Genomic DNA, 25652 nt, shown 5'->3' on the forward strand with positions numbered 1-25652 from the left:
GACCGCCCGCATACGCCCGACCGTTCGGCATCCGGGTGTCCCACGGCGCCGTTAACGTCAGGATAGCCATGGCCACCAATACCCCGGCGCACACGCCGATGATCGCGCAGTACCTGGACATCAAACGCGACCACCCCGACGTTTTGCTGTTCTACCGCATGGGGGATTTCTACGAGCTGTTTTTCGACGATGCCAGGCGCGCCGCGGCGCTTTTGGACATCACGCTGACCCAGCGCGGCAAGTCCGGCGGACAGACCACGCCCATGGCCGGCATCCCCTACCACAGCGCCGAAGGCTACCTCGCCCGGCTGGTGGCCGCCGGCGAGTCGGTGGCCATCTGCGAGCAGATTGGCGACCCCCACGCCAGCAAAGGGCCCATGGAGCGTCGAGTGGTGCGCATCGTCACCCCCGGCACGCTTCACGACGAGGCGCTGCTGGACGCTCGCCAGGACAACCTGCTCGCCGCCATCGCCCCCAAGGGGGATGCCTGGGGGCTTGCCTGGCTGGAGCTCTCAAGCGGGCGATTCTCCGTGCTGGAAGTGGAGAGCGAAGCGGAAATGCTCGCCGAGCTGACGCGGCTCTCCCCGGCGGAGCTGATCCTGCCGGAGTCGCTTACGCTGCCCGACGAGCTGGCCCGCCACCGGGGCCTGCGCCGCCAGGGCGAATGGCTGTTCGACGTAGAGAGCGCCACCCGCACCCTGTGCCGCCAGTTCGAGGTCAACGACCTGCGCGGCTTTGGCTGCGCGCACCTGCACGCCGCGCTCATCGCCGCCGGCGTGCTCATCGACTACGCCCGGGATACCCAGCGCACCGCCCTGCCCCACGTCAACGCCCTCGGCGTTGAGAATCGCGACGACGCCGTGGTCATCGACGCCGCCAGCCGGCGCAACCTGGAAATCGACCAGAACCTCGCCGGCGGCAGCGACAACACCCTGGCAAGCGTCGTCGACACCTGCACCACGGCCATGGGCTCGCGGCTGCTCAAGCGCTGGCTGAATCGCCCACTGCGCCAGCGCGACGTGGTCGCCGGGCGCCAAGCCGGCGTCGCCCTGCTCGGCCTCGACGCCGCCTGGATGGCGCTGCGCGACACGCTTTCCGCGGTGGGCGACGTGGAGCGTATCCTCGCCCGGGTGGCGCTTTACAGCGCCCGCCCCCGGGATCTTGCCCGGCTGCGCGATGCGCTCGCCACGCTGCCCGAGCTGGAGCGCGATCTGGGAGCGGTGGAAAGCGGCAGCGCCCTGGACGCGCTGCGTCCGCACATCAAGCCCTACCCCGACATCGCCGACACCCTGGAGCGGGCGATCATCGACAACCCGCCGGTGGTGCTGCGCGACGGCGGCGTCATCCGCGAGGGCTTCGATGAAGACCTTGACGAACAGCGCGGCATGGCCGAGAACGCCGGCGACTACCTGGTCCGGCTGGAAACCCGGGAGCGCGAGCGCACCGGCCTTGCCAACCTGAAAGTCGGCTACAACCGCGTGCACGGCTACTACATCGAGCTGCCTCGGGCCCAGGCCCTCGAGGCGCCGGCGGACTACATCCGCCGCCAGACGCTGAAAAACGCCGAGCGCTTCATCATCCCCGAGCTCAAGGAGTTCGAGGACAAGGCGCTGTCGGCCAGGTCCCGGGCGCTGGCCCGGGAAAAACTCCTCTACGACGAGCTGCTGGAAACCCTCAACGCCGAGCTTGATGCCCTCCAGGCCTCGTCCCGGGCGCTGGCCGAGCTCGACGTGCTGTGCACCTTTGCCGAGCGCGCCGAAGCGCTGGACTGGGGGCGGCCCACCCTTGCCGAGGCCACCGGCCTGACCATCCACGGCGGGCGCCATCCGGTGGTCGAGCACGTCAGCGACGAGCCTTTCGTGCCCAACGACGTGGCCCTGGACGCCGCCCGGCACATGCTGGTGATCACCGGTCCCAACATGGGCGGCAAGTCGACCTACATGCGCCAGACGGCGCTGATCGCCCTGCTCGCCCACTGCGGCAGCTTCGTCCCCGCCGACGCCGCCGACATTGGCCCGCTGGATCGCATCTTCACCCGCATCGGCTCGTCGGATGATCTGGCCGGCGGGCGCTCGACCTTCATGGTGGAAATGACCGAGACGGCCAACATCCTGCATAACGCCACCGGGCAAAGCCTGGTGCTGATGGACGAGATCGGCCGCGGCACCAGCACCTTCGACGGCCTCTCGCTTGCCTGGGCCAGCGCCGAGCATCTCGCGGACCTTGGCGCGCTGACGCTCTTTGCCACCCACTACTTCGAGATGACCGCGCTGCCCGAACACCGCGACGGCGTGGCCAACGTTCACCTGACCGCCGCCGAACACGGCGAGCGCATCGTCTTCATGCACCGCATCGAAGACGGCCCGGCAAGCCAGAGCTACGGGCTCCAGGTCGCCAGGCTTGCCGGCGTGCCGGAAGAGGTCATCCGCCGGGCCCGGGAAAAGCTCGGCACCCTCGAGCCCCCCGACGGCCAGGAAGCCCCGCCCCCGGCCGCTGCCGGGGAGCCGGCGCCGCGGCAAAACGATCTCTTTGCCACCGCCGCGCACCCCCTCGTCGAAGCGCTGGAAACGCTCGAGGTGGATGACATTTCGCCGCGCCAGGCGCTGGCGCTGTTATATGAATGGCAGGGCCGTCTGTAATATACTTTCGGGTTACATAGCGTGCGAGCGGCACGGCCCTACCGCTCAAACGGCCGATCCCCCGGCCGTAGCCATGTTTCGACGCGTTTGACTTTGACAACGCGACTGATGACCAGCGGCCGGCCAAACGCCCGTCCGCGCAAGAGGATACCGCGATGACGTTTGTCGTGACAGAAAACTGCATTCAGTGCAAACACACCGACTGCGTGGAAGTCTGCCCCGTGGACTGCTTCTACGAAGGCCCCAACTTCCTGGTGATTCATCCGGACGAGTGCATCGACTGCGCCCTGTGCGAGCCCGAGTGCCCGGTCGATGCCATCTACTCGGAAGACGAGTTGCCCAAGGGGCAGGAAGAGTTTATCGAGATTAACGCCGAGCTGGCGGAAGAGTGGCCCAACATCGCCGAGAAAAAGGACCCGCTGCCCGACGCTGAAGAATGGGACGGCAAGCCCGGCAAGATCGACAAGCTCGAGCGCTGATACGCTATGCGATAGGCGAAACCGGCTTTCCGCCAAGCCGACACGAGAAGGAAGATCCTATGCATATCGGTATTCTGACCCTGACCTTTTTCATGCCCGGCTGTAGCTCTCTGAAAGAAAAGCGCCAGCGCATGGGCGGCGTGCATGAGCGCTTCGGGCGCAACCCGGCGGTGGCAGTCTGCGAAAGCGGCGAGCATAACAAACACGACTCCACCGAATGGTCCTTTGTGGTGGCCGCCAAATCGCAGCGCGAGGTCGAGTCGCTGTGCAGCCAGATCGAAGACAAGCTGCAGCGCACCGTCGACGGCCGCGTGTCGGACGTCAGCCGCGAGTTTCTTTAGCCCTTTCTGCAGATCGACGCGCCCCAGCCGCCGCTCTCGGCCGCCGGGGCCAGCTTCCGCGCTGTCGGCCCTTTACTGCCCCTTGATGGCCTTGCGCCCGGGGTAGGTCACGCCGGCAAGCTCGTCTTCGATCACCAGCAGCCGGTTGTACTTGGCGACGCGATCCGAGCGGCACAGCGAGCCGGTCTTGATCTGCCCGGCGGCGGTCGCCACGGCCAGATCGGCAATGGTGGTGTCCTCGGTCTCGCCGCTGCGGTGGGAAATTACCGCGGTAAAGCCGGCGTCCTGGGCCATCTTGATGGCGTCCAGAGTTTCTGACAGCGAGCCGATCTGATTGAACTTGATCAGAATCGAGTTGCCGATCGCCTCGTCGATGCCGCGCTTGAGAATGCGGGTGTTGGTCACGAACAGGTCGTCGCCCACCAGCTGCACCCTGTCGCCCAGCTTGTCGGTCAGCGCCTGCCAGCCGTCCCAGTCGGACTCGTCCATGCCGTCCTCGATGGAGACGATGGGGTAGTCGTCGCAAAGGCCCGCCAGGTAGTCGGTGAAGCCCTGGGCGTCATAGCTTTTGCCTTCGCCGGCGAGGTTGTACTGACCGTTTTCGTAGAACTCGCTCGAGGCGCAGTCCAGCGCCAGGGTGATGTCGTCCCCCAGCGTGTAGCCAGCGGCTTCCACCGCCTGCTTGATCACCGCCAGCGCCTCGGCGTTGGACTCAAGGTTCGGCGCGAAGCCGCCTTCGTCGCCGACCGAGGTGGAAAGCCCGCGCTCGGAGAGCACTTTTTTCAGCGCGTGGAAGATTTCCGCGCCGACGCGCAGCGCTTCGCTGAAGCTCTTCGCCCCCACCGGCTGGATCATGAACTCCTGGATATCCACGTTGTTGTCGGCGTGCTCGCCGCCGTTGAGGATATTCATCATCGGCACCGGCATGCTGTACACGCCCGGCGAGCCGTAGAGCTCGGCGATGTGGGCGTAAAGCGCCACGCCCTTGGCGTTGGCCGCCGCCTTGGCCGCGGCAAGCGACACGGCGAGGATGGCGTTGGCGCCCAGGTTGGCCTTGTTGTCGGTGCCGTCAAGCCCGAGCATGGCGCGGTCCAGGCCGCGCTGGTCGCGCGCGTCCATACCGACGAGCGCCTCGCGGATCTTGCCGTTGACCACTGCGACCGCCTTCTGCACGCCCTTGCCCAGGTAGCGGTTTTTATCGCCGTCGCGCAGCTCGAGCGCTTCCCGAGAGCCGGTGGAGGCGCCGCTCGGCGCGCTGGCCTCGCCGGTAGCGCCGCTTTCCAGGCGCACTGCGGCAAACACCGTGGGGTTGCCCCGGGAGTCCAGCACTTCCAGCGCGCGAATATCAGCAATGTTGCTCATCAAGGTATCCTTTTTTTATCGTGGACGAACAGTCTCGTTAACGTATTGCCAGCGGCTCAAACCCCTTCACCAGGCCGTCAATCGCGGCGAGCTGGTGCAAAAACGGCGCCAGCTGATCCAGCGGCAGCGCGCAGGGACCGTCGCACCGGGCGTGGTCGGGGTCGGGGTGGGCTTCCAGAAACAGGCCGGCAAGCCCGGTGGCTACCCCGGCGCGGGCAAGCTCCGCTACCTGGGCGCGGCGGCCGCCGGCGCTGTCGGCGCGCCCGCCGGGGCGCTGCAGCGAATGGGTAACGTCAAAAAACACCGGATAGCCGGTCTGCTTGAGCTCGCCAAAGCCCAGCATGTCGACCACCAGGTTGTTATAGCCGAAGCTTGTGCCGCGCTCGCAAAGCATCAGGGTATCATTGCCCGCCTCGCGGCACTTGGCGAGGATGTGGCGCATCTCGTGGGGGGCAAGAAACTGGGGCTTTTTAATGTTGATCACCGCCCCGGTTTGCGCCATCGCCACCACCAGATCGGTCTGGCGGGCGAGAAATGCCGGCAGCTGGATGATATCCGCCACTTCGGCGGCGGGCGCCGCCTGCCAGGGCTCGTGGACGTCGGTGATCACCGGCACGCCGTAGCGGGCCTTGATATCGGCGAGCAGCTGCAGGCCCTTCTCGAGCCCCGGCCCGCGGAAGGAATGAATCGAGCTGCGGTTGGCCTTGTCGAAGCTGGCCTTGTAGACGTAGGGCATGGCAAGCGCCCCGGTAGCCTGGACAAAGGCGCTTGCCACCTCGTCGGCAAGCGCCGGGGACTCCAGCACGTTCATTCCGCCCAGCAGCATCAGCGGCAGGGAGTTACCGGCCGTCAGCCCGGCAACGTCGATGTGGCGCTCGCTCATGCCGCATTACTCCTGGTTGGCCGAGGATGTCGAATGAGAAGACGTTGAATGTGCCCGGGTACGCGCCGCCTTGAACTCGACCGCCGCGTTGACAAAGCCGCTGAACAGCGGATGGCCGTCGCGCGGGGTCGAGGTAAACTCCGGGTGGAACTGGCAGGCAAGATACCAGGGGTGGTCGGCAAGCTCGACGACTTCCACCAGCGTTTCGTCAACGCTGCGCCCGGAGACGGTCAGCCCCGCCGCTTCCAGTTCACCGATGAACTGGTCGTTGACCTCGAAGCGGTGGCGATGGCGCTCGACAATCTCGTCGGTGCCGTAGGCGTCGCGCGCCCGGGTGCCGTCGACCAGGCGGCACACCTGGCCGCCCAGGCGCATGGTGCCGCCCAGGTCGGAGGCGGCGTCGCGAAGCTCAATCTTGCCTTCGGCGTTGAGCCACTCGGTAATCAGCCCGACCACCGGGTGCTGGGTGTCGTGGGTAAACTCGGTGGAGTTGGCGTCTTCCCAGCCGGCGACGTTACGCGCAAACTCGATCACCGCTACCTGCAGCCCCAGGCAGATACCCAGGTACGGCACGTGGTTCTCACGGGCAAACCGGGCGGCCATGATCTTGCCTTCCACGCCGCGCTCGCCAAAGCCACCGGGCACCAGGATCGCATCCTTGCCCGCCAGCCGCTCGGTGCCGTGGCGCTCGATGTCCTCGGCGTCGACGTAGTCGACGTTGACCTTGATACGCCCCTGGATACCGGCGTGGATCAGCGCCTCGTTGAGCGACTTGTAGGCGTCGAGCAGCTCCATGTACTTGCCCACCATGGCGATGCTTACCGACTTCAGCGGGTTGAGCTTGGCGTCGAGCACGTGGATCCACTCGGTAAGATCGGCCTCGCCGGCGTCAAGGCGCAGCTTGTCGCAGACGATATCGTCCAGGCCGTGCTCGTGGAGCATCAGCGGGATGCGGTAGATGGTGTCGGCGTCCTGCAGCGGCACCACGGCGCGCTCTTCGACGTTGGTGAACAGCGCGATCTTGCGCCGCTCGGCCTCCTCAAGCTCCACTTCGCTGCGACAGATCAGGATATCCGGCTGGATACCGATGGAGCGCAGCTCCTTGACGCTGTGCTGAGTGGGTTTGGTCTTGGTTTCCCCGGCGGTGGCGATGTAGGGCACCAGCGTCAGGTGCATGTAAATCGCCCGAGTGGCGCCAAGCTCGCTTCTGATCTGGCGGATCGACTCGAGGAACGGCAGCGACTCGATATCGCCCACGGTGCCGCCGATTTCCACCAGCGCCACGTCGAACCCTTCACCGCCGGCGTACACTCGGCGCTTGATATCGTCGGTGATGTGGGGGATCACCTGCACGGTGCCGCCCAGGTAGTCGCCGCGGCGCTCCCGGCGCAGCACGTGCTCGTAGACGCGCCCGGTGGTGAAGTTGTTGCCCTGGGTCATCTTGGTACGGATGAAGCGTTCGTAGTGCCCCAGATCCAGATCCGTTTCGGCGCCATCCTCGGTGACGAACACCTCGCCGTGCTGAAAAGGGCTCATGGTGCCCGGGTCGACGTTGATGTAGGGGTCGAGCTTGAGCATGGTGACTCTGAGGCCGCGCGCCTCGAGAATCGCCGCCAGCGAGGCGGAGGCGATGCCCTTGCCGAGAGAGGACACAACGCCGCCGGTCACGAAGATATATCGTGTCATGGAAAACCTGTCGAAACGTGATCAGAAGGCACGGCAGAAAGCCACGCCAGGATGGGACGACAGAATAGCAGACTCGGGTAAAAGGCTCAATTTGCCCCGTGGACTCAATCCCCCAGGCTGCGCCGTCAACAGGTCTGCGAGGGGCGCTGTAAATCCATCCCTGGACGCTACCTACGCCATCTGACCGCCAAGGACGTCGGAAATGCCGAAACCGCAGGTAAGCACGTTTCGGCCATGGCGTAGAACCCCTCTTCGACCTGTTCCCGGCTTCTCCGGACGTATCCATCTGCGCTAGCCCTGGCAGGCGCGCGGGTAGTCATCAAGCAGTTCGTCAAGCATCGCGGCGGGGGTATCGGCGCTGATGCAGGCGTCGCCCAGCGCGCGCATCAGCACCAGCCGCAGCCGGTCATCGATGTTTTTCTTGTCCCTGCGCATCTGGGCCAAAAACGCCTCGCGGCCCATGCCCGTGGGGGCGCTGACGGGCAGCCCGGCCGCCTCGATCACGGCTCGGCAGCGCTTGAGCGCTTCGGTATCGATCCAGCCAAGGCGGTGAGAAAGCGTTGCCGCCATGGCCATGCCGGCACCGACGGCTTCGCCGTGCAGCCAGGCGCCGTAGCCCTGCTCGGCCTCGATGGCGTGGCCAAAGGTGTGACCCAGGTTAAGGAGCGCGCGCACGCCCTGCTCGGTTTCGTCCTCGGCCACTATCTCGGCCTTGATTTCGCAGCTTCGCGCAATGGCGTGGGCCAGGGTGTCGGCGTCGCAGCCGCGCAGCGCGGCCATGTTGGCCTCCAGCCAGCCAAGAAACGCCGCGTCGCGGATCAGCCCGTACTTGATGACCTCCGCAAGCCCCGCCGACAGCTCCCGAGCCGGCAGCGTCTTGAGCGTATCGATATCCACCACCACCGCCCGGGGCTGCCAGAAGGCGCCGATCATATTCTTGCCCAGCGGGTGGTTGACCCCGGTCTTTCCGCCCACCGAAGAATCCACCTGGGCGAGCAGCGTGGTGGGCACCTGGATAAACGCCACCCCGCGCTGGTAGCTGGCCGCGGCAAACCCGGTCATGTCGCCGATGACCCCGCCGCCCAGGGCGACCAGGGTACAGCGGCGGTTGAAGCCCGCCTCCAGCAGCGCGTCCCAGATGCGCGCAACATAGTCCACCGACTTGTACGCCTCGCCGTCGGGCAGCACCACCGCGCGCACGTCGAGGTCGTCGGGCAGCGCCGCGCGCAGCGCGCCCAGATACAGCGGTGCTACGGTCTCGTTGGTGACGATCATCACCTGCCGGCCGGCCAGATACGGCGCGATGGCGTCAGCGCTGCCGATCAGGCCGGCGCCGATGTGGATGGGATAGCTGCGCTCCTCGAGGGCAACGCTGAGCGTGCGCAGCACGCCGTCAATGGGCTTCATGGCATTACCTTGTCTTGTTTTCCGGGGTGGCGCGTTTTCTGGGGGAGCACCGGCGAGATGGCGAAAGCAAAACGAGCCGCGCCGGGGCTCAGCGCAGCGTTCGGGTATCGCTGTCCGGCAGCGGATCGGCCAGCTGGCGGACCTGGCGCAGGATCTCGTTGACCATGGCCCGGGGGCCGCGGCGGTCGGTGCGTACGATGACGTCCGCGGTGGCGCGGTACAAAGGGTCGCGCCGGGCATACATGTCGTTGAGCACCTGCTCGCGGTTATCGCACTGCAAAAGCGGGCGGTTGCGGTCCCGAGCGGTGCGCCTAAGCTGCTGCTCGACGGTGGTATACAGATAGACTACCGTGCCGCGCTCGCGCAGGGCGCGGCGGTTTTCCTCGCGCAGCACCGCGCCACCGCCGGTCGCCAGCACGACCTTCTCGCGCCGGGTCAGCTCGTCGATCATGTGCACTTCGCGCTGGCGAAAGCCGTCCTCGCCTTCGACGTCAAAAATCCACGGAATATCCGCGCCGCAGCGCGCCTCGATCACGTGATCGCTATCGAGGAACTCGCGGGTCAGCTCGGCCGCCAACAGGCGCCCGATGGTGCTTTTACCGGCCCCCATGGGGCCGATCAAAAAAAGGTTGGGTAAATCCTGCATCAGCGAAACGCCTGACCCTCATCCAGTAGCCGGGGAGTAATGAATACCAGCAATTCTACCTTCTCGTTACTCTCTCCGGTAGAACGAAACAGATGTCCAATCACCGGCAGGTCGCCAAGCAGCGGCGTCTTGGCGACCTGGCGCAGCTCCTCGGTGGTAAGAATGCCGCCCAGCACCACGGTCTGGCCGTTGTCCACCAGCACCTGGGTTTCAATGGTGTTGGTGTCGATCGGCGGCTCGCCGCCAAACTCGGATTCGCGGAAGCTGTCCTTGGTGATCTTCAGCTCCATGATGATGCGGTCGTCCGGGGTGATCTGCGGCGTCACCTCCAGAGACAGCAGCGCCTCCTTGAACTCGGTATTTTCTCCCTGCAGTTCAGTACTATTTGTGTAGGCGCGCTCTTCGCCCTGGCTGATGGTCGCCTTGCGCTGGTTGGCGGTGATGATCCGCGGCTGCGAAATGGTCTGGCTCTTGCCCTCGCTTTCCAGCGCCTTGAGCTCCAGGTCCAAGAGCACGTCGCCGGACAGATAGCCAAAGCCGAAGCTGGTTCCGCCTCCGCCGGAGGGCCCCAGGTCTACTGCCATTCCGCCCATAGCACGATTCAGGCCGTCAGGGTTGATATCGCGACTTTCAAAGTTGCCGTCGCTGCCTTCCTGAAAGCCCCGAGTGCTCGAGATCCCCCAGTTGACCCCCAGCTCGCGCGTGGCGGAGTCCCGGGCAATGACGATGCGCGCCTCGATCTGCACCTGGCGCACGGCCACGTCCAGCTGATCGAGCGTATCGACAATGACCTCGACCTGCTCGGCGGTGTCCTGAATCAGCAAGGTATTCGTACGCTGGTCGACGGCCACGCGGCCGCGATCGGTCATCAGGCCAAAGCCGCTGTTGGAGCTCTCGCTACCGCCGCCGCGGTCATCGTCGCTTTTCAACAGTGCCGCCAGATCCGTTGCCCGGGCGTATTTGACCTTGATGAACTTGGTCACCAGCGGCGCCAGCTCTTCTTTCTGGCTGCGCGCTTCCAGCCGCTGGCGCTCCATGGCGGCGAGCTCCTCGGCCGGCGCCACGACAATCACATTGCCCCGCTTACGGCTGGCGAGCTGCTTGCTCTGCAAGATCAGGTCCAGCGCCTGGTCCCAGGGCACGTTGTTCAGGTTAAGCGTCACCCGGCCGGCGACGCTGTCGCTTGCGACGATATTCAGGCCGGTGAAATCGGCAAGCGTCGACAGCACGGCGCGAACCTCGATGTCCTGGAAGTTGAGGCTCAGGCGCTTACCCGCGTAGTCTTTTTCCTCGTCGGGTTCGGGCACCGACGAGGCGCTTTCAGAGGGCTTTCTGGCAGGCTCGATATCCACGGTGACCACGCGGCCGTCCTGGGACGTCATCATCGCGTAAGGGCCGTCGGTGAGCAGCTGCAGCCGGGTGCTGCCGGGGTTGACCTCGGGCACGATACGCCGCACCGGGGTGCCGAAGTCGGTCACGTCGTACACCTGGTCGAGCGAGGCCGGCAGTGTGCTGTCGCCCAGATCCACGATCACGCGGTTGTCGCCGCCTTTGCTGACCTCAGGGCGCACGCCGCTGCGGTCGAACGTAATCGCCAGCCGGCCGGTGTCTCCGGCGCCGCGGCGAAAGTCGATGTCGTCTATCTGGGCGCCCCCGCCTGGCCGCGCATCGGCTGACTGGGCTATGGCTGCCAGCGGCAGCCATAGCCCCGCTGACGCCAGCAATACCAACCCTGCCTGTCGCAGTCTTTTGATCATGAACGTATCACTCGCCGTTGGTATGCATCATTGCGTTTACTTGTCATTGTCCGGCCTCGTCGACTGCCAGCTCCATCGATACGCTGTGCTCTTGCCAGCCTTCTCGGGGCGTAAAAATACGCTCGATCACCACCAGCCGCTGGGGCTCGATCTGCTCCACCCGGCCAAAGTTGACGCCCATGTAGTTACCTTCGTGGACCGAGGTCACCTCGCCCTGGGGCGTTTTGATCAGCGCGCTGCGGCGCTCGCCCATGCGCATGGTGCCAACCAGCTCAAGCTCGGGCAGCGGATAGCTTTCCAGCGGCTCGGCGCTGCGCGACTGATCCGGCGCCAGCTCGCTATCGAACGTTTTTGTTATGTCCTTGTGCCCCAGCTCTTCCGGCGGCACAAAGGGGCTTCGCTGCTCGGGGTAGGCATAGGCGACCGGCGTGTACGCCGGCATTTCCGGTACCACGACGTCCGGCGGCTCATCGGCGAACCGCCGCATCTCATCCAGCGTTGTCTGCAGCTGCCCAAGCTCGGGATCGGCGCAGCCGGCGAGCAGCAGCGCCAGCAGCAAAACGCCTGGCTTACGCATCGGGCGCCTCCTCAACCACGGGCGCCTGATAGCTGTAGGTTCGCGCCTGCATGGAAAGGCTGAGCAAGCCTCTGTCCTTCGCCTCATCAACCGGCTGCAGCACAAAATCGTGCTGGGTCACCACCCGCGGCAGCGCGGCCATTTCCGCGACAAAGCCGGCAATCTGGTGGTAGCTGCCCTGCACCTGGATACTGAACGGGTGCTCCACGTAGAACGCCTTGTCGACCGTTGGCTGCGACCGGATATGATCGATTTGCAGACGATGCTCCACCGCGGCGTCGTTGATGCTGTCGAGCAGCGTGGATATTTCCACCGTCGTTGGCAGCATCTCCCGCACTTCCTGCATCTGCTCGCTGAGCAGGACAAGCTTTTTTTGCACCCGGGGCAGGTACGCCGCCTTGACGGCTTTTTGCTCGTACTCGTCCAGCAGCTGCTGCTCTTCCTCCCGAGCCTCATCCAGCGCGGCACGGTGGTCTTTCACCACCAGCCAGCCCACGGCGGCAAACGCCAGCGCCAGCGCCAGCGCGCAGCTGATGAGCTTGAGCAGCATCGGCCAGCTGCCGGCTTCGCTGAACTCAAGCCCCCGCCAGTCAACCCGTTTAAGCTGGCGCCACTCCTTTGCCAACCGCTCGCGGTCAAACGTCACGGCCTGTCCTCCTTCCGATCATTCGCCGGCCTCCTCTGCCGTATCGCCATCCTCTGCGGCCATGCCGTCATCCCCCGCGCGCTTTTGCTGCACCCGAAAACGGAACTGGCGCACGGTATCGCTTTCGCTTTCCACCTCGGAAAACCGCGGCACCCCCATCGCCGGCAGCTGGGCGATGCGCCTTAGCTGTTCGGAAATCTGCCTGTCGCTGCCCGCCCGGGCCGTCACGCTGACCTCGTCATCGGTGCGCGCCAGGTGCTGGTAAACCACCCCCTGGGCCACGCTTTCGGAAACCGCATTCAGCAGCCGGATCGTCTGCAGGCGCTCGTCCTGCAGCGAGGCAAAGAGCGCTATCTGCTCCTTGAACTGATTCACCTGGCTTTCGTACTGCTTGACGTCGCGGATGTTCTTGTCCAGCCGCTCGGTTTGCTGGCGAATGTACTGATTGCGCTCCTGCTGGACCTCAAGCGCCGCCTGATAGTAGCGGGCCACGCCAAAGCCGAGCGCCGTGCCCGCTATCAGCATGGCCACCAGCCATAGCTTGACCCGACGCGTGCGACGCTCACGGCGTGCCGCGCGCCAGGGCAGCAAGTTGATCTTGACATGCATTATCTGGCCCTCATCGCAAGCCCGAACGCCGTGAGCATGGCCGGCGCATCGCGGTCAAGCGCGTCCATGTCGATACGCCGGTTCACCGTCATGCGCTCAAAGGGATTGGCGATCGTCACCTGCATGCCGCTGTCCTCGGCGATACGCTCGGCAAGGCCGGGGATCAGGCTGGTACCGCCGGCCAGCACGATTTCGCGCACCTCGTGGTGGCGGCCCGCCGAGTAATATAATTGCAGCGAACGCCCCACCTGTTGCACTATCGTGTCCAGAAACGGATCCAGCACCTCGGCCTGATAGTCGTCGGGCAGCCCGCCGTACTTCTTGGCATAGCCGGCTTCTTCCCTGGACATGTCGTAGCGGCTGCCGATGGCGTCGGTGAGCCTGCGCCCGCCAAAGACGGTATCGCGGGTATAAATGATGTTGTCGCCGCGCATGACGTGAAAGGCGTTAATATTGGCGCCGACATCCACCAGTCCGACACAGGCCTCGGGATCGCTTGCACTTCTGTCCTTGAGCTGGCATCTCACCACCCCAAAGGCGCGCTCCACGGCAAACGACTCAACGTCCACCACTACCGGCTCCAGGCCGGCGCGCTCCAGGGTATCGGTCAGCTGGGCAATCTCCTGGCGGCGGCAGGCCACCAGCAGCACGCGCTGCTCGTCCTCGTTGAATGCCGACGGGCCCAGACACTGAAAGTCAAAGGCCACCTCATTGAACGGAAACGGTATATGACGATCCGACTCGGTGACAATACGCTCTTCGATATCTTCCTCGCTCAGCGAGGCGGGAAATGCCAGCGTCTTGGTGATCGCCGAGCTTGCGGGTACGGCCACCGCCGCCTTGCGGGTGGTGGGCCTGGCGCGGCTTACCGCGCGACCGAGCACCTCGGCCACGGCTTCGACATCCTGTATGCGGCGCTCCTCAACGGCGCCGTCGGGCAGCGGCCTCACGGCGTAGCTTTCCACCTGGTAGCCGCCGCCCGACGCCTTGAGCTCCAGCAGCTTGACCGTCATCGAGGTAATGTCGATGCCGATCAGCCCGTCGTGTCTGTTAAAAAGTCGCATGGTGGTGGCTCCGCCTATACCAGAATGCACAGAGATTACTTGATTTTAACGCAGCTAACACACGCGGATCCCTTACCGTTGGCACCACTGGTGGCCGTTACGCTGCCTCTTTATAATGCGCCTTTCGCCATGGCTGGCCTCAAGGCCCGGCATGTCCCATTTATTTTCACGGGTACCCTGTTTCCATGACGCTTTTCCGCACCCTTGTGCTATCACTCATCGGCATACTGGTCTCCCTGGCGGGGGCCGTCGCGCTGGCCACGATAGCTGCTGCGCTGTACTTCGCACCCGGGCTTCCCGACGTGCGCCAGCTGGAGGACTTCGACCTTCACACTCCCCTGCGCATCTATACCCGGGACGGCCAGCTGATGGGTGAATACGGCGAGGAGCGGCGCATCCCCGTGGATTTCCAGGACATTCCCGAGCCGCTGATCAATGCCCTGGTCGCCGCCGAGGACCAGCACTACTTCGAGCACCCCGGGGTTGACCCGCGCGGGCTGGTGCGCGCGGCTGTCGAGCTTGCCCGCAGCGGCGGCACCATTCAGTCCGGCGGCTCCACCATTACCATGCAGGTCGCGCGCAACTACCTGCTGACGCTGGACCAGACCTTTACCCGGAAATTTCGCGAGATCCTGCTGGCGCTGCAAATGGAGCAGGTGCTCAACAAGCAGGAAATCCTCTCGCTCTACGTCAACAAGATCTTTCTGGGTCACCGCGCCTACGGCATCGCCGCCGCCTCCCGAACCTACTACGACCGGCCCATGGACGAGCTGACGCTTGCCGAATCGGCGATGATTGCCGGGCTGCCCAAGGCGCCGTCGGCGTTCAATCCGCTGTCCAACCCCGAACGCTCGCTGATTCGGCGCAACTGGATTCTGTTTCGCATGCGCGAGCTGGGCTTTATCGCTCCGGACGTCTACCAGGAAGCGGTCCAGGCGCCGATCACCGCCCAGCGTCACGTGGCCCAGGCCGAGGTGGAAGCCGCCTACGTTGCGGAAATGGCGCGCCAGTATGCCATCGAGCAGTTCGGCGACAAGGCCTATACCAGCGGCTACCACATTTACACCACCATCGACAGCGAGCTTCAGCCCCTGGCCCGCCGAACGCTGGCCCAGGGGCTTCTGGCCTACGACCGCCGCCACGGCTTTCGCGGGCCCGAGCAGAACGACATCCCCGCCAGCCTGGTCGAGGCCCAGGAGAAAACCGCCACCGAGGGGCTTGAGGAAGAGCTCTCCGAGTCGCCGGAAATCCGCCAGACCGCCCGCGAGGCCGCCGAGCGCAGCCAGACCGAAGTGGCAGGCATCGAGGGCGACGTGAGCAACTGGGTGCAGGTGCTCCAGCGTACGCCAAGCTACGGCCTGCTCGAGCCTGCCATCGTGGTCGAAAGCGGCGAGCGGGAAATGCGCGTGCTCACCGATGAGGAAAACGTCTACACCCTGAACTGGGAAGGCATGAAATGGACGGGCAAGGGAAGCGCTGAACAGATCGCCAAGCGCGGCGATTTGATCCGCGTGATCATCGACGACGAGGAAGACACCCTGCGCCTGTCCCAGCGCCCCGAAGCCGAAGGCGCGCTGGTTGCCCAGCAGCCGCGCACCGGGGCCATTGTGGCGCTGCAGGGCGGCTTTGACTTTGACGCCAGCAAATTCAACCGCGCCATCCAGGCCCGCCGCCAGTCCGGCTCGATCTTCAAGCCGTTCATTTATCTGCCAGCACTCAACGACGGCGAAATGAACGCCGCAAGCGTGGTCAACGACGCCCCCATCGTCATCGACGACGGCAGCGATTCGCTGTGGCGCCCGGTGAACTCCAGCCGCGACTTCAACGGCCCCATGCGCCTGCGCCCGGCGCTGGCCCGCTCGCGCAACCTGGTCACCATCCGCATCCTGCAAAGTATGGGGCTTGGCTATACCATCAACTTCCTCGAGCGCTTCGGCTTCAACCCCGATCACCTGCCCCGGGGGCTGTCGCTGGCGCTGGGCAGCGCCAGCCTGACGCCCCTGGAGATGACCAACGCCTACGCCATCCTCGCCAACGGCGGCTTCAAGGTGTCGCCCTGGTACATCAAGCGCATCGAGCGCGGCGAGGAGGACAGCGCCACCGAGGTCTACAAGGCCGACCCCACGGCGGCCTGTCGCGACTGCGCCGAGGGGCAAGAGACCGTGGAGATCGACGGCGATAGCTACCGCATAGCCCAGCGCATCGCCGACAAGGAAGCCGTCTACATTCTCCGCGACATGCTCCGCGACGTCATCGAACACGGCACCGGGCGCGCCGCGCTGACCCTTGAGCGCGACGACATCGTGGGCAAGACCGGCTCCACCAACGCCCTCCGGGACGCCTGGTTTGCCGGCTTCAACGGCAATATCGCCACCGCCGTCTGGGTGGGCAAGGACAGCAACCAGACCATCGCCGAATACGGCTCCCAGGCGGCCCTGCCGATCTGGAAGGACTTCATGGGCGGCGCCCTTGAGGGCACCCCCGAAGCCTGGCCGGAGCAGCCGGAAACCGTCGTCAGCATGCGGGTCGACCCGGATACCGGGCTGCGCATGCGCGACGACGAGTCCGGGGGCATCAGCGAGCTTTTCGACGAGGAGCACCTGCCCAGCTATCAGCCGCGGCGCGTCAGCCGCGAGCTGGAAAGAGTCAGCGGCTCCGAAGGCTCCGGCACCGCCGAGTCGATCTTCTGATCCGCCGTTGATCCTGCACGGTCGCTGTGCCTGCGTGGGCGCCGCGACCGCTGCCTGATCGAGGGCCCATGCAACTATCCGACCAGGACACCGGCCAAGACGGGGCGGCCGCCAAGGGGCTACACTGAGTCGAGGAGTTTCGACAGAACAACGCAGCAAGGAGCCCTCATGTCTAAAAACAGCACGGCCAAAAACGTTGCCCAGAAGCTGATCGAGGCCCACCTGGTGGAAGGCGAAATGAACGCCACAGAGCCGATCGCCATCGCCATCGACCAGACCCTCACCCAGGACGCCACCGGCACCATGGTGATGCTGGAGCTGGAGGCCATGGGCCTTGATCGGGTCAAGACCGAGCTTTCCGCCCAGTACGTGGATCACAACCTGATCCAGGGCGACAACAAGAACCCCGACGATCATTTCTTCCTGCAGAGCTCCGCCGCCAGGCTCGGGGTGTGGTTCTCCCGGGCCGGCAACGGCGTCAGCCACCCCACCCACCAGCAGCATTTCGGCAAGCCCGGCAAGACCCTGCTGGGCTCGGACAGCCATACCCCGGCAGCAGGCTCCATGGGCATGCTGGCCATCGGCGCCGGCGGCATCGACGTGGCCATGGCCATGGCCGGGGAGCCCTTCCATCTCAAGATGCCGGAAATCTGGGGAGTCAAGCTGACCGGCAAGCTCAACGACTGGGTCAGCGCCAAGGACGTCATTCTGGAGATGCTGCGCCGTCACGGGGTCGACGGCGGCAGCGGGCGCATCATCGAATACTACGGCCCGGGCCTTGAGACGCTGTCCGCCATGGACCGCCACGTGATCGCCAACATGGGCGCAGAGCTCGGCGCCACTACCAGCGTCTTTCCCTCCGACGAGGCGGTGAAGCGCTTTCTGACGTCGGTAGGCCGCGAGGACGACTGGCAGGAGCTCAAGGCGGACCCGGGCGCTGAATACGACGTCCACGAGACCATTGATCTGTCCACGGTCAAGCCGCTGATCGCCAAGCCCTCGAGCCCCGGCAACGTAGTGCCGGTAAGCGAGGTCGCCGGGGAGCCGCTTTCCCAGGCCTACATCGGCTCCTCCGCCAATCCGGGCTATCGAGATCTGGCCATCGCTGCGGCCATGGTCGAAGGGCGCCAAATCCACGATTGGATTTCCCTTGATATCAACCCCACCTCGCGTTCGATCCTCGAGACTCTGGTGCGCGACGGCCACGTGGCGAACCTGCTGGCTGCCGGGGCGCGGCTGCATCAGGCCGGCTGCAACGGCTGTATCGGCATGGGCCAGGCGCCGGCCAACGACACCAACAGCCTGCGCACCACGCCGCGCAACTTCCCCGGCCGCTCCGGCACCCGGGAAGATAGCGTTTTCCTGTGCAGCCCGGAAACCGCCACCGCCTCGGCGCTGCGCGGCGAGATCACCGACCCGCGGGACCTGGATTTTGACTATCCCTCTATCGAGGAGCCCGAATCGCCGATCATCAACACCCAGAACCTATTTGCGCCCCTGAAGGAGGAGAAGGCCCGGAAGATCGAGCTGATCAAGGGCCCCAACATCGAGTCGCTGCCGGAATTCGAGCCCATCGAAGACAGCGCCGAACTGCCCCTCCTGGTCAAGGCCGGGGATAACGTCTCCACGGACGAGATCATGCCCGCGGGCAGCGAGGTGCTGCCCTATCGCAGCAATATCCCCAAGATCGCGGAATTCTCCCTGCGCGGCGTCGATGAGAACTACGTCGAGCAGGCCAAGGCAAAAGGCGACCATATCATCGTCGCCGGCGACAACTACGGCCAGGGCTCTAGCCGGGAACACGCCGCCATCGCCCCGCGCTACCTGGGGCTGCGCATCGTGATCGCCAAGAGCTTCGCGCGCATTCACTGGCAGAACCTGATCAACTTCGGCGTCCTGCCGCTGACCTTCGTTAGCGACGACGATTACGCCAAGCTGGAAGCCGACCAGACGTTGAGTTTCGAAGGCCTGCACGAGGCCTTGAAGCAGGGCGATACGCTCAAGGCCAGAGGCGCAAGCGGCGAGATAGCCCTGAAGCACGGCCTGAGCAGCCGCCAGGTCGAGGTGCTGCTCGCCGGCGGGCTGATCAACTGGATGCGGGCCAACAAGAAAGCGGCCTGACGCCGGCTTTGTAGAACCCGGCTTCTTTCCGGGGGTTGATCGCACCGGCAAGCCGCAAGCCAGGGGTCGCACCATGATCCAGGTCAACTGCGACCTCTCGGCTTCGCCTTACCATGACGGCCTTACCTATCACGGGAGGCTTAACATGGAGCTTGTCTGCCCGGCCGGCAATCTGCCCGCGCTCAAGCGCGCCGTAGACGAAGGTGCCGACGCCGTCTATTTCGGTTTTCAAAACACCACCAACGCCCGCCAGTTTGCCGGACTCAACTTTACCGACAAGCGCGCACGGGAAGGCATCGACTACGCCCACGCCCGGGGCAAGCGGGTATTCTGCGCGATCAACACCTACCCCCAGCCCGAGAGCTTTGCCATGTGGACCCGCGCGGTGGACGACGCTGCCGAGCTCGGCGTGGACGCGCTGATTCTCGCCGACATGGGCCTGCTCGACTACGCCGCCAAGCGCTACCCCGACCTTTCCCGCCATCTTTCCGTCCAGGGCTCGGCGACGAGCCATGAGGCGCTCAGGTTCTACCACGAGCAGTTCGGCATCCGCCGCGCGGTGCTGCCCCGGGTGCTGTCGATGACCCAGGTGCGCGACCTGGCCGGGCAGTCGCCGGTAGAGCTCGAGGTCTTTGCCTTTGGCAGCCTGTGCATCATGGCCGAGGGGCGCTGCTATCTGTCGTCGTATCTTACCGGCGAGTCGCCCAATACCCGGGGCGTGTGCTCGCCGGCGGCCCACGTGCGCTGGGAAGAAACCGACTCAGGGCTCGAGTCGCGGCTAAACGGCGTGCTCATCGACCGCTACGGCGCGGGCGAAAACGCCGGCTACCCCACCCTGTGCAAGGGCCGCTTCGAGGTCGAAGGCGAGACCTATCACGCCATCGAAGAGCCCACCAGCCTGAATACCCTGGAGCTTTTGCCCGAGCTTGCCGAACTGAATATCAGCGCGGTGAAGATCGAAGGCCGCCAAAGAAGCCCCGCCTACGTGTCCAAAGTCGCCGGCATCTGGCGCTCCGCCATCGACCGGCTGGAGGCCGCCCCCGGGCGCTTTCACCCAGACCCTGCGTGGACTGCGGGGCTCGGCGAGGTTTCCGAAGGCACCACCACCACCCTTGGCGCCTACGAGCGCCGCTGGAAATAGGAGGAAACATGGCGGATACATCATCCAAGGCGGACGCGCTGCGGCTAGCGCTGGGGCCGGTGCTGTTCTACTGGACGCGCGAACGCTACGCGCAGTTTTACCGCGACGCCGCCGACTGGCCGGTGGATATCGTCTATCTCGGGGAATCGGTGTGCTCGCGCCGCCGGGACATGAAGCTCGACGACTGGCTGGGGATAGGCCGCGAGCTTGCCCAAAGCGGCAAGGAGGTGGTGCTTTCAAGCCAGACGCTGATCGAATCCGAGGCCGACCTGCGCGATTTGCGCAAGCTGTGCGACAACGGCGAATTCAGCGTGGAAGCCAACGACCAGAGCGCGGTGCAGCGGTGTACAAGCGCAGGCCTTGAGTTTGTGGCGGGAGCCGCGCTCAACCTGTATAACGCCGCGGCCATCGGCGTGCTTGCCCGCGCGGGGATGACGCGCTTCAACGCCCCGGTAGAGATGTCCGGGGAGGACGTCACCCGGCTTTTGGCCGACTGCCGCGAACAGGGCGTTAATACCGCCTGCGAAGTGTTTGCCTACGGCCACCTGCCGCTTGCCTGGTCGTCGCGCTGCTTTACCGCCCGGCGCTACCAAACTCCCAAGGATCGCTGCCAGTTCGTCTGCCAGAAGCACCCGGAAGGCATGACGCTGCGCTCCCAGGAATCGAAAGAAGTGTTTACCCTGAACGGCGTCCAGACGCTCTCCGGCGCCTGCCAGGATTTGCGCTATGACGCCGCCTCCATCGCCGCCTCGGGCGCGAGTGTGGCGCGCTTAAGCCCCCGAGCCGAAGGCATGGCTGATGTGGTAGCCGGATTTGACGCCGCCAGGCGCGGCGAGCTTGCCGCCCCGGACCCGCTGGCGCTGGTGGACGCCGACGTCTGCGACGGCTACTGGCACGGCCGCCCGGGCATGGATCACACTCGGGCGGCCAACGCATCCAGCTGACGCAATACCGCACCCAAACGCCCTTCGGAAAGCCCCTCCTCGCGGCCGTCGAGGAGGTTTTTTACCGTGAGCCCAAGCTCGGTGTCGCCTTCGATCAAAAGCCTTCGCTGAAAGAACATCGCGTCCGGGTCTTCCCGGCGCGTGGCCAGGCATAAAAACTCCCGCCAGCCGCCGCGGATGGTGGCTTCCCCGTCTTCCCGGCTCAGGGCAAAGCGCGCGTTATCAAGCGCAAGCGTCAGGCGCACGCCCAGGTCTGCCACCTCGAGGGTCACCCGCCGCCCTTCCAGGGCGTCGAATTCGCCCTCAGCCAGCGGCTCGGCAAAGGTGCGGTTGAGCAGCGGCTCGACCACCCGGCGCTTGAGCGCCAGGGGCACCCGGGGGTCCAGCAGGGCAATCAGCCGCGACGGCGCGGGCACGGCACCGGTGAATGGCAGGTGAGAAAACGGCAGAGCAGACATAACAATCCTTTAGGTCGCCTTACACCGTGCGCGAATAGCGCGCCTCGGCAGGGTTCAGGTAGGCATCGAAGGCCATAGCCAGGTTGCGCATCATCAGCTGCCCCGCGGGCAGCACGTCAAGGCGCCGCTCGCCGACTTCGACCAGGCCGTCGGCCTGCATTTCGTCAAGGGATGCCAGGGCGTCGGCAAAATAGCGCGTGAAATCGATCCCGTGGGCGGCGCTCACGGCGGCAAAGTCGAGCTCGCCGTGGCACATCAGGGTGCTGATCACGTCCCGGCGCAGGCGGTCGTCGTCGCTCAGCCGGTAGCCGCGCATCACCGGCAGCCGGCCGTTTTCCAGGCGGTGCTGGTACTGGGCGGTTTCCTTGACGTTCTGGCTGTAGGTGTCGTCCACCTTGCCGATGGCGGTGACCCCCAGGCCGATCAGGTCGCAGTCGGCGTGGGTGGAATAGCCCTGGAAGTTGCGCTGCAGGGTGCCGTTGTCCCGGGCAAGCGCCAGCTCGTCTTCGGGCAGGGCAAAGTGGTCCATGCCGATGTAGACATAGCCCGCCGCGATCAGCCGCTGGATGATCAGCTCGAGAAGCTCGAGCTTGCGCTCCGGCGGCGGCATGTCCTCATCGCGGATCAGCCGCTGGGCCTTGAACAGCGACGGCAGGTGGGCGTAGCTGTAGGTAGCGATGCGATCGGGCTTAAGCGCCACGATCTTGTCCAGGGTGGCGTCGAAGCTAGCCACCGTCTGCAGCGGCAGGCCGTAGATCAGATCCACGCTGATCGAGTCGTACCCGGCATCGCGCGCCGCCTGCATCAGCCCCACCACCTGCTCCTCGCTCTGCACGCGGTTGACCGCGCGCTGAACGTCGGGGTCGAAGTCCTGCACGCCGAAGCTCAGGCGGTTGAAGCCCAGAGCGTGCAGCTCGTGAATCTGCTCGGCGGTGACGGTGCGCGGATCGACCTCCAGGGAAAACTCGCGCTCCTCCGGCGCGGCAAAGTGGAAGGCGTCATCGAGGGCGGCCATCAGCTCGGCCAGCTGATCGTTGCTCAGATACGTCGGCGTGCCGCCGCCCAGGTGCAGCTGGGTCATGCGCCGGGACTCGTCAAAAAGCTCGCCCTGCAGGCGGATTTCATCCTTGAGCCAGTCGAGATACTCCGCCGCCCGTTCGCGGTTGTGGGTGATGATCTTGTTGCACGCGCAGTAGTAGCAAAGGCTTTCGCAGAAGGGGATGTGCACGTAGGCCGACAGCGGCTTGGGACGGTCCGCGGCGTTGCTGCGCGCCGCGGCGGCGCGGTAGTCGTCTTCGGCAAAGGCCGTGTGAAACTGCGGCGCGGTGGGGTAGGACGTATAGCGCGGCCCCGGGCGGTCGTACTTTTCCACCAGTCCGCGATCAAACAACAGCTCGTCTTGCATAGCATCAAGGCCCTTTTCGTCTTTGCGCTCTCGGATCTGTACCGCCGCCGGGCAACGGCGGCGGTCAATGCCGCCCAACATAGCGCCTCTGCCGGGCCGGGGCTACCCGTCCGAGCAGAGGCGTTATGCGACCGAATGCCACGCGGCCCGGGGGCTACCTCCTTGGGAGTAATGGCCGTATTTTATGAGAGTAGCCGGCGCAAAAAGTGATCCACGTCAACGTCCGCCGGATTCAGGCGCTCTAGTCTAGGACCACGCACTCGGGCAGCCTCCGACCCGGCTACCTCAATAACGTTTCTCTTTCCCCAAAAAGATGCATAAGGAACACTCATTATGAAACTGCTTGCCGTAACGCTGCTTCCCCTGGCCTTTGCCCTCACCGCCACCGCCGCCCAGGCCGACGGCGAAGCCACCTATAGCCTGCCACATGACCGGGGCCGCGGGTGCGCCGAAGCGCGGCGACGCCGACGCCTGGGCGCCGCGCCAGGAAAAAGGCATCGACACCCTGTACGACCACGCCATCAACGGCTTCCAGGCCATGCCGCCCAAAGGCGGCCAGGTCAGCCTGAGCGACGACGACGTCAAAGCCGCCGTGGACTACATGCTCGAACCGACGCTGTAACGCCGTCTCCGGCCCCCAGTCCGAGGAGGACCCCATGCCCCGCCCCGTCTGCCGGCTACGCGCCGCCTGCGTCTGGCTTATCGCCGCCGGCCTGCTGCTCATCGCTACGGCGAGCCAGGCCGTCGAACTCTCTTCACTCAAGGCGGGGTTTCCCTCGGCCAACCGGCTGGAGCCGGCTGACTCCCAGTGGCCGGTCAGCCGCGTGATGCAGGACGACACCCTGCTCGGCTACGCCTTTGAATCTATCGACGTAGCCCCTATTCCCGCCTATTCGGGCAAGCCCATCAATCTGCTGGTGGGCATCGACACGGAGGGGCAAATCGTCCAGACCGACGTGCTTGGCCACGAAGAGCCGATCATGCTGGTGGGCATCCCCGAGTCGAAGCTGGAAAACTTTGCCGACAAGCACATCGGCGCCCACGTTAGCGATCATCTCAAGGTCGGCAGCGAGCTTGACGCCGTCTCCGGCGCCACGGTCACGGTGATCGTCGCCGGCGACACCATCATGCGCTCCGCGCGCCTGGTGGCCGCCGACCGGGGGCTGATTGCCGATCCTTCGGCCATGCCGCCGGCCGAGGTGCTTGACGGCGTGTATGACCCGGCCGACTGGCAGACCCTGGTGGGCGACGGCACCGTTCGCCGCCTGCACCTGACCCACGGCGAGGTCGACGAGGCCTTCGTCGGCACTCCGGCGGAAGACTACATGCATACGCCGGAGCCCGCGGATAATACCTTCATCGAGCTTTTTTATACCTACCTGAACGCCCCCACCGCCGGGCGCAATCTGCTCGGCGACAGCGGCTACGCCTCGCTGATGGACGAGCTTGAGCCCGGCGAGCACGCCGTGGCGCTGATGGGACGCGGCGACTACTCGTTCAAGGGCTCGGGCTACGTGCGCGGCGGCATTTTCGACCGCGTCGAGCTTGCCCAGCACGGAAGCTCGATCAGCTTTCACGACAGCGATCACATCCGCCTGGGGGAGCTTGCCATCGACGGTTCCCCGGCCTTCAGCGAGCGCGACATCTTCATCGTCCGCGAAGGTGCCGCCTTCGACCCCGGCGCTCCCTGGCAGCTCTCGCTTCTCGTGCGCCGCGCCTCCGGCCCGCTGGACACCGAGTTTGCCCGCTTCAACGCCGACTATTCGATCCCCGAGGCCTACATCGAGCGCCCCGAGCCGCCGGTGGAAGAGGCCATCTGGGTACAGGTCTGGCGCGACAAGGCGTTCCAGATCGGCGTGCTGGGCGCCGGACTAATCGTGCTCACCGGCATCATGCTGTTCCAGGACGTGCTCGCGCGCCATCCGCGCATGCTCAACCCGCTGCGCCTGGGCTTCAAGTTCTACACGCTGTTCTTCATCGGCTGGTACGCGCTGGCCCAGCTGTCGGTGGTCAACATCCTGACCTTTAGCCATGCCCTGATCACCGACTTCAGCTGGGGCGCTTTCTTGATCGACCCGATGATGTTCATCCTCTGGTCGTTCGTGGCGGTCACTCTGCTGCTCTGGGGCCGGGGCGTGTTCTGCGGCTGGCTGTGCCCCTTCGGCGCGCTTCAGGACCTGGTCAACCAGGCCGCGCGCAAGCTCGGCGTCAAGCAGATCGAAGTGCCCTTCGGCCTGCACGAGCGCCTCTGGGCGATCAAGTATCTTATCCTGCTGGCGCTGTTTGCGGTGTCGCTGCATTCGCTGGGCACCGCCGAGCGCTACGCCGAGGTCGAGCCGTTCAAAACTGCCATCACCCTGCGCTTCCAGCGCGACTGGGCCTTTGTCGCCTACGCCATCGGGCTGGTGGTGGTCTCCGCCTTCAACCACAAGTTCTACTGCCGCTACGTCTGCCCGCTGGGCGCGGGGCTGGCCATTCCTGCCCGGCTGCGCCTGTTTGACTGGCTCAAGCGCCACCGCGGCAGCTGCGGCACGCCCTGCCAGATCTGCGCCCACGAGTGCGAAGTCGGCGCCATCCATCCGGACGGGCACATCAACGCCAACGAGTGCCACTACTGTCTCGACTGCCAGATCCTCTATCACGACGAGCATCGCTGCCCGCCCATGGTGAAGCGGCGCAAGCGTCGGGAAAAGGCAACGCGCATGGCCGAGGATCGACCTGTCGTTGCCACCCATGACCCCGGCAAGGCCGGGAAAAGCAAATTAGAGCGTATTCCCGCCCTGCAACAGGAGTAAGA

At 65.2% G+C, this 25652-nt stretch carries 21 protein-coding genes; 9 read left to right on the forward strand and 12 right to left on the reverse strand.

Annotated features, from left to right (window positions below):
• The first annotated feature begins 68 nt into the window (after window positions 1-68).
• The 3 genes from mutS to ACZ46Y_RS11035 all read left to right on the forward strand — a co-directional run bounded on the left by mutS (window position 69) and on the right by ACZ46Y_RS11035 (window position 3459).
• Window positions 69-2639 (forward strand): DNA mismatch repair protein MutS, encoded by a 2571-nt coding sequence (gene mutS / locus ACZ46Y_RS11025; protein ID WP_311954949.1) that lies wholly within the window; start codon window positions 69-71, stop codon window positions 2637-2639.
• Window positions 2640-2794: 155 nt separating this feature from the next.
• On the forward strand, window positions 2795-3118 hold the full coding sequence (gene fdxA / locus ACZ46Y_RS11030; RefSeq protein ID WP_311954948.1) for a ferredoxin FdxA: 324 nt from the start codon (window positions 2795-2797) through the stop codon (window positions 3116-3118).
• A 59-nt stretch (window positions 3119-3177) separates the two neighbouring features.
• Window positions 3178-3459 (forward strand): DUF503 domain-containing protein, encoded by a 282-nt coding sequence (locus ACZ46Y_RS11035; protein WP_311954947.1) that lies wholly within the window; start codon window positions 3178-3180, stop codon window positions 3457-3459.
• Window positions 3460-3531: 72 nt separating this feature from the next.
• Here the strand turns inward: ACZ46Y_RS11035 and eno are convergent, their stop codons facing one another.
• The 10 genes from eno to pilM form a co-directional block, all read right to left on the reverse strand.
• Window positions 3532-4821, reverse strand: coding sequence for a phosphopyruvate hydratase (gene eno / locus ACZ46Y_RS11040; RefSeq protein ID WP_311954946.1), 1290 nt, complete (start codon window positions 4819-4821; stop codon window positions 3532-3534).
• A 37-nt stretch (window positions 4822-4858) separates the two neighbouring features.
• Window positions 4859-5704, reverse strand: a complete 846-nt coding sequence (kdsA, locus tag ACZ46Y_RS11045) for a 3-deoxy-8-phosphooctulonate synthase (protein WP_311954945.1) — start codon at window positions 5702-5704, stop codon at window positions 4859-4861.
• A 6-nt stretch (window positions 5705-5710) separates the two neighbouring features.
• Window positions 5711-7390, reverse strand: coding sequence for a CTP synthase (locus ACZ46Y_RS11050; RefSeq protein WP_311954944.1), 1680 nt, complete (start codon window positions 7388-7390; stop codon window positions 5711-5713).
• A gap of 291 nt (window positions 7391-7681) precedes the next feature.
• Window positions 7682-8797 (reverse strand): 3-dehydroquinate synthase, encoded by a 1116-nt coding sequence (gene aroB / locus ACZ46Y_RS11055; protein ID WP_311954943.1) that lies wholly within the window; start codon window positions 8795-8797, stop codon window positions 7682-7684.
• 88 nt (window positions 8798-8885) lie between these two features.
• Entirely contained in the window at window positions 8886-9443 is a 558-nt protein-coding gene (gene aroK / locus ACZ46Y_RS11060; protein WP_311954942.1) for a shikimate kinase AroK, read from the reverse strand.
• Window positions 9443-11200: a type IV pilus secretin PilQ gene (locus ACZ46Y_RS11065; protein ID WP_311954941.1), complete on the reverse strand. Its 1758-nt coding sequence runs from the start codon at window positions 11198-11200 to the stop codon at window positions 9443-9445. Before ACZ46Y_RS11065 ends, aroK begins: the two co-directional genes overlap by 1 nt.
• 43 nt (window positions 11201-11243) lie before the next feature.
• Window positions 11244-11777 (reverse strand): pilus assembly protein PilP, encoded by a 534-nt coding sequence (locus tag ACZ46Y_RS11070; RefSeq protein WP_311954940.1) that lies wholly within the window; start codon window positions 11775-11777, stop codon window positions 11244-11246.
• Window positions 11770-12423 carry a type IV pilus inner membrane component PilO gene (locus tag ACZ46Y_RS11075; protein WP_311954939.1) on the reverse strand — a complete coding sequence of 218 codons (654 nt, stop codon included), beginning with the start codon at window positions 12421-12423 and terminating at the stop codon, window positions 11770-11772. Before ACZ46Y_RS11075 ends, ACZ46Y_RS11070 begins: the two co-directional genes overlap by 8 nt.
• 18 nt (window positions 12424-12441) lie before the next feature.
• Window positions 12442-13032, reverse strand: coding sequence for a PilN domain-containing protein (locus ACZ46Y_RS11080; protein WP_311954938.1), 591 nt, complete (start codon window positions 13030-13032; stop codon window positions 12442-12444).
• A complete protein-coding gene (pilM, locus tag ACZ46Y_RS11085) occupies window positions 13032-14096 on the reverse strand; it encodes a type IV pilus assembly protein PilM (RefSeq protein WP_460540672.1) in 1065 nt (354 codons plus the stop codon). Before pilM ends, ACZ46Y_RS11080 begins: the two co-directional genes overlap by 1 nt.
• A gap of 185 nt (window positions 14097-14281) precedes the next feature.
• Between pilM and ACZ46Y_RS11090 the strand changes: the two genes are divergently transcribed.
• The 4 genes from ACZ46Y_RS11090 (at window position 14282) to ACZ46Y_RS11105 (ending at window position 20992) form a co-directional block, all read left to right on the forward strand.
• Complete coding sequence (locus ACZ46Y_RS11090) at window positions 14282-16786, forward strand: penicillin-binding protein 1A (RefSeq protein ID WP_311954936.1); 2505 nt, start codon at window positions 14282-14284, stop codon at window positions 16784-16786.
• A 168-nt stretch (window positions 16787-16954) separates the two neighbouring features.
• A complete protein-coding gene (locus tag ACZ46Y_RS11095; protein WP_311954935.1) occupies window positions 16955-18907 on the forward strand; it encodes an aconitate hydratase in 1953 nt (650 codons plus the stop codon).
• A gap of 145 nt (window positions 18908-19052) precedes the next feature.
• Window positions 19053-20048, forward strand: a complete 996-nt coding sequence (gene ubiU, locus ACZ46Y_RS11100) for a ubiquinone anaerobic biosynthesis protein UbiU (protein WP_311954958.1) — start codon at window positions 19053-19055, stop codon at window positions 20046-20048.
• Between the two features lie 8 nt (window positions 20049-20056).
• A complete protein-coding gene (locus ACZ46Y_RS11105) occupies window positions 20057-20992 on the forward strand; it encodes a U32 family peptidase (protein WP_311954934.1) in 936 nt (311 codons plus the stop codon).
• Here the strand turns inward: ACZ46Y_RS11105 and ubiT are convergent.
• Both ubiT and hemN read right to left on the reverse strand, forming a co-directional pair.
• Entirely contained in the window at window positions 20962-21450 is a 489-nt protein-coding gene (gene ubiT, locus ACZ46Y_RS11110) for a ubiquinone anaerobic biosynthesis accessory factor UbiT (protein ID WP_311954933.1), read from the reverse strand. The genes ACZ46Y_RS11105 and ubiT overlap by 31 nt on opposite strands.
• A gap of 19 nt (window positions 21451-21469) precedes the next feature.
• Entirely contained in the window at window positions 21470-22855 is a 1386-nt protein-coding gene (gene hemN / locus ACZ46Y_RS11115; protein ID WP_311954932.1) for an oxygen-independent coproporphyrinogen III oxidase, read from the reverse strand.
• 427 nt (window positions 22856-23282) lie between these two features.
• On the opposite strand from hemN, the gene ACZ46Y_RS11120 reads away from it, so the two are divergent.
• A complete protein-coding gene (locus ACZ46Y_RS11120) occupies window positions 23283-23477 on the forward strand; it encodes a c-type cytochrome (RefSeq protein WP_311954931.1) in 195 nt (64 codons plus the stop codon).
• 34 nt (window positions 23478-23511) lie between these two features.
• Window positions 23512-25650: a transcriptional regulator NosR gene (gene nosR / locus ACZ46Y_RS11125; protein WP_311954930.1), complete on the forward strand. Its 2139-nt coding sequence runs from the start codon at window positions 23512-23514 to the stop codon at window positions 25648-25650.
• The last annotated feature ends 2 nt before the right edge of the window (window positions 25651-25652 follow it).

Source organism: Halomonas garicola, assembly GCF_055382465.1.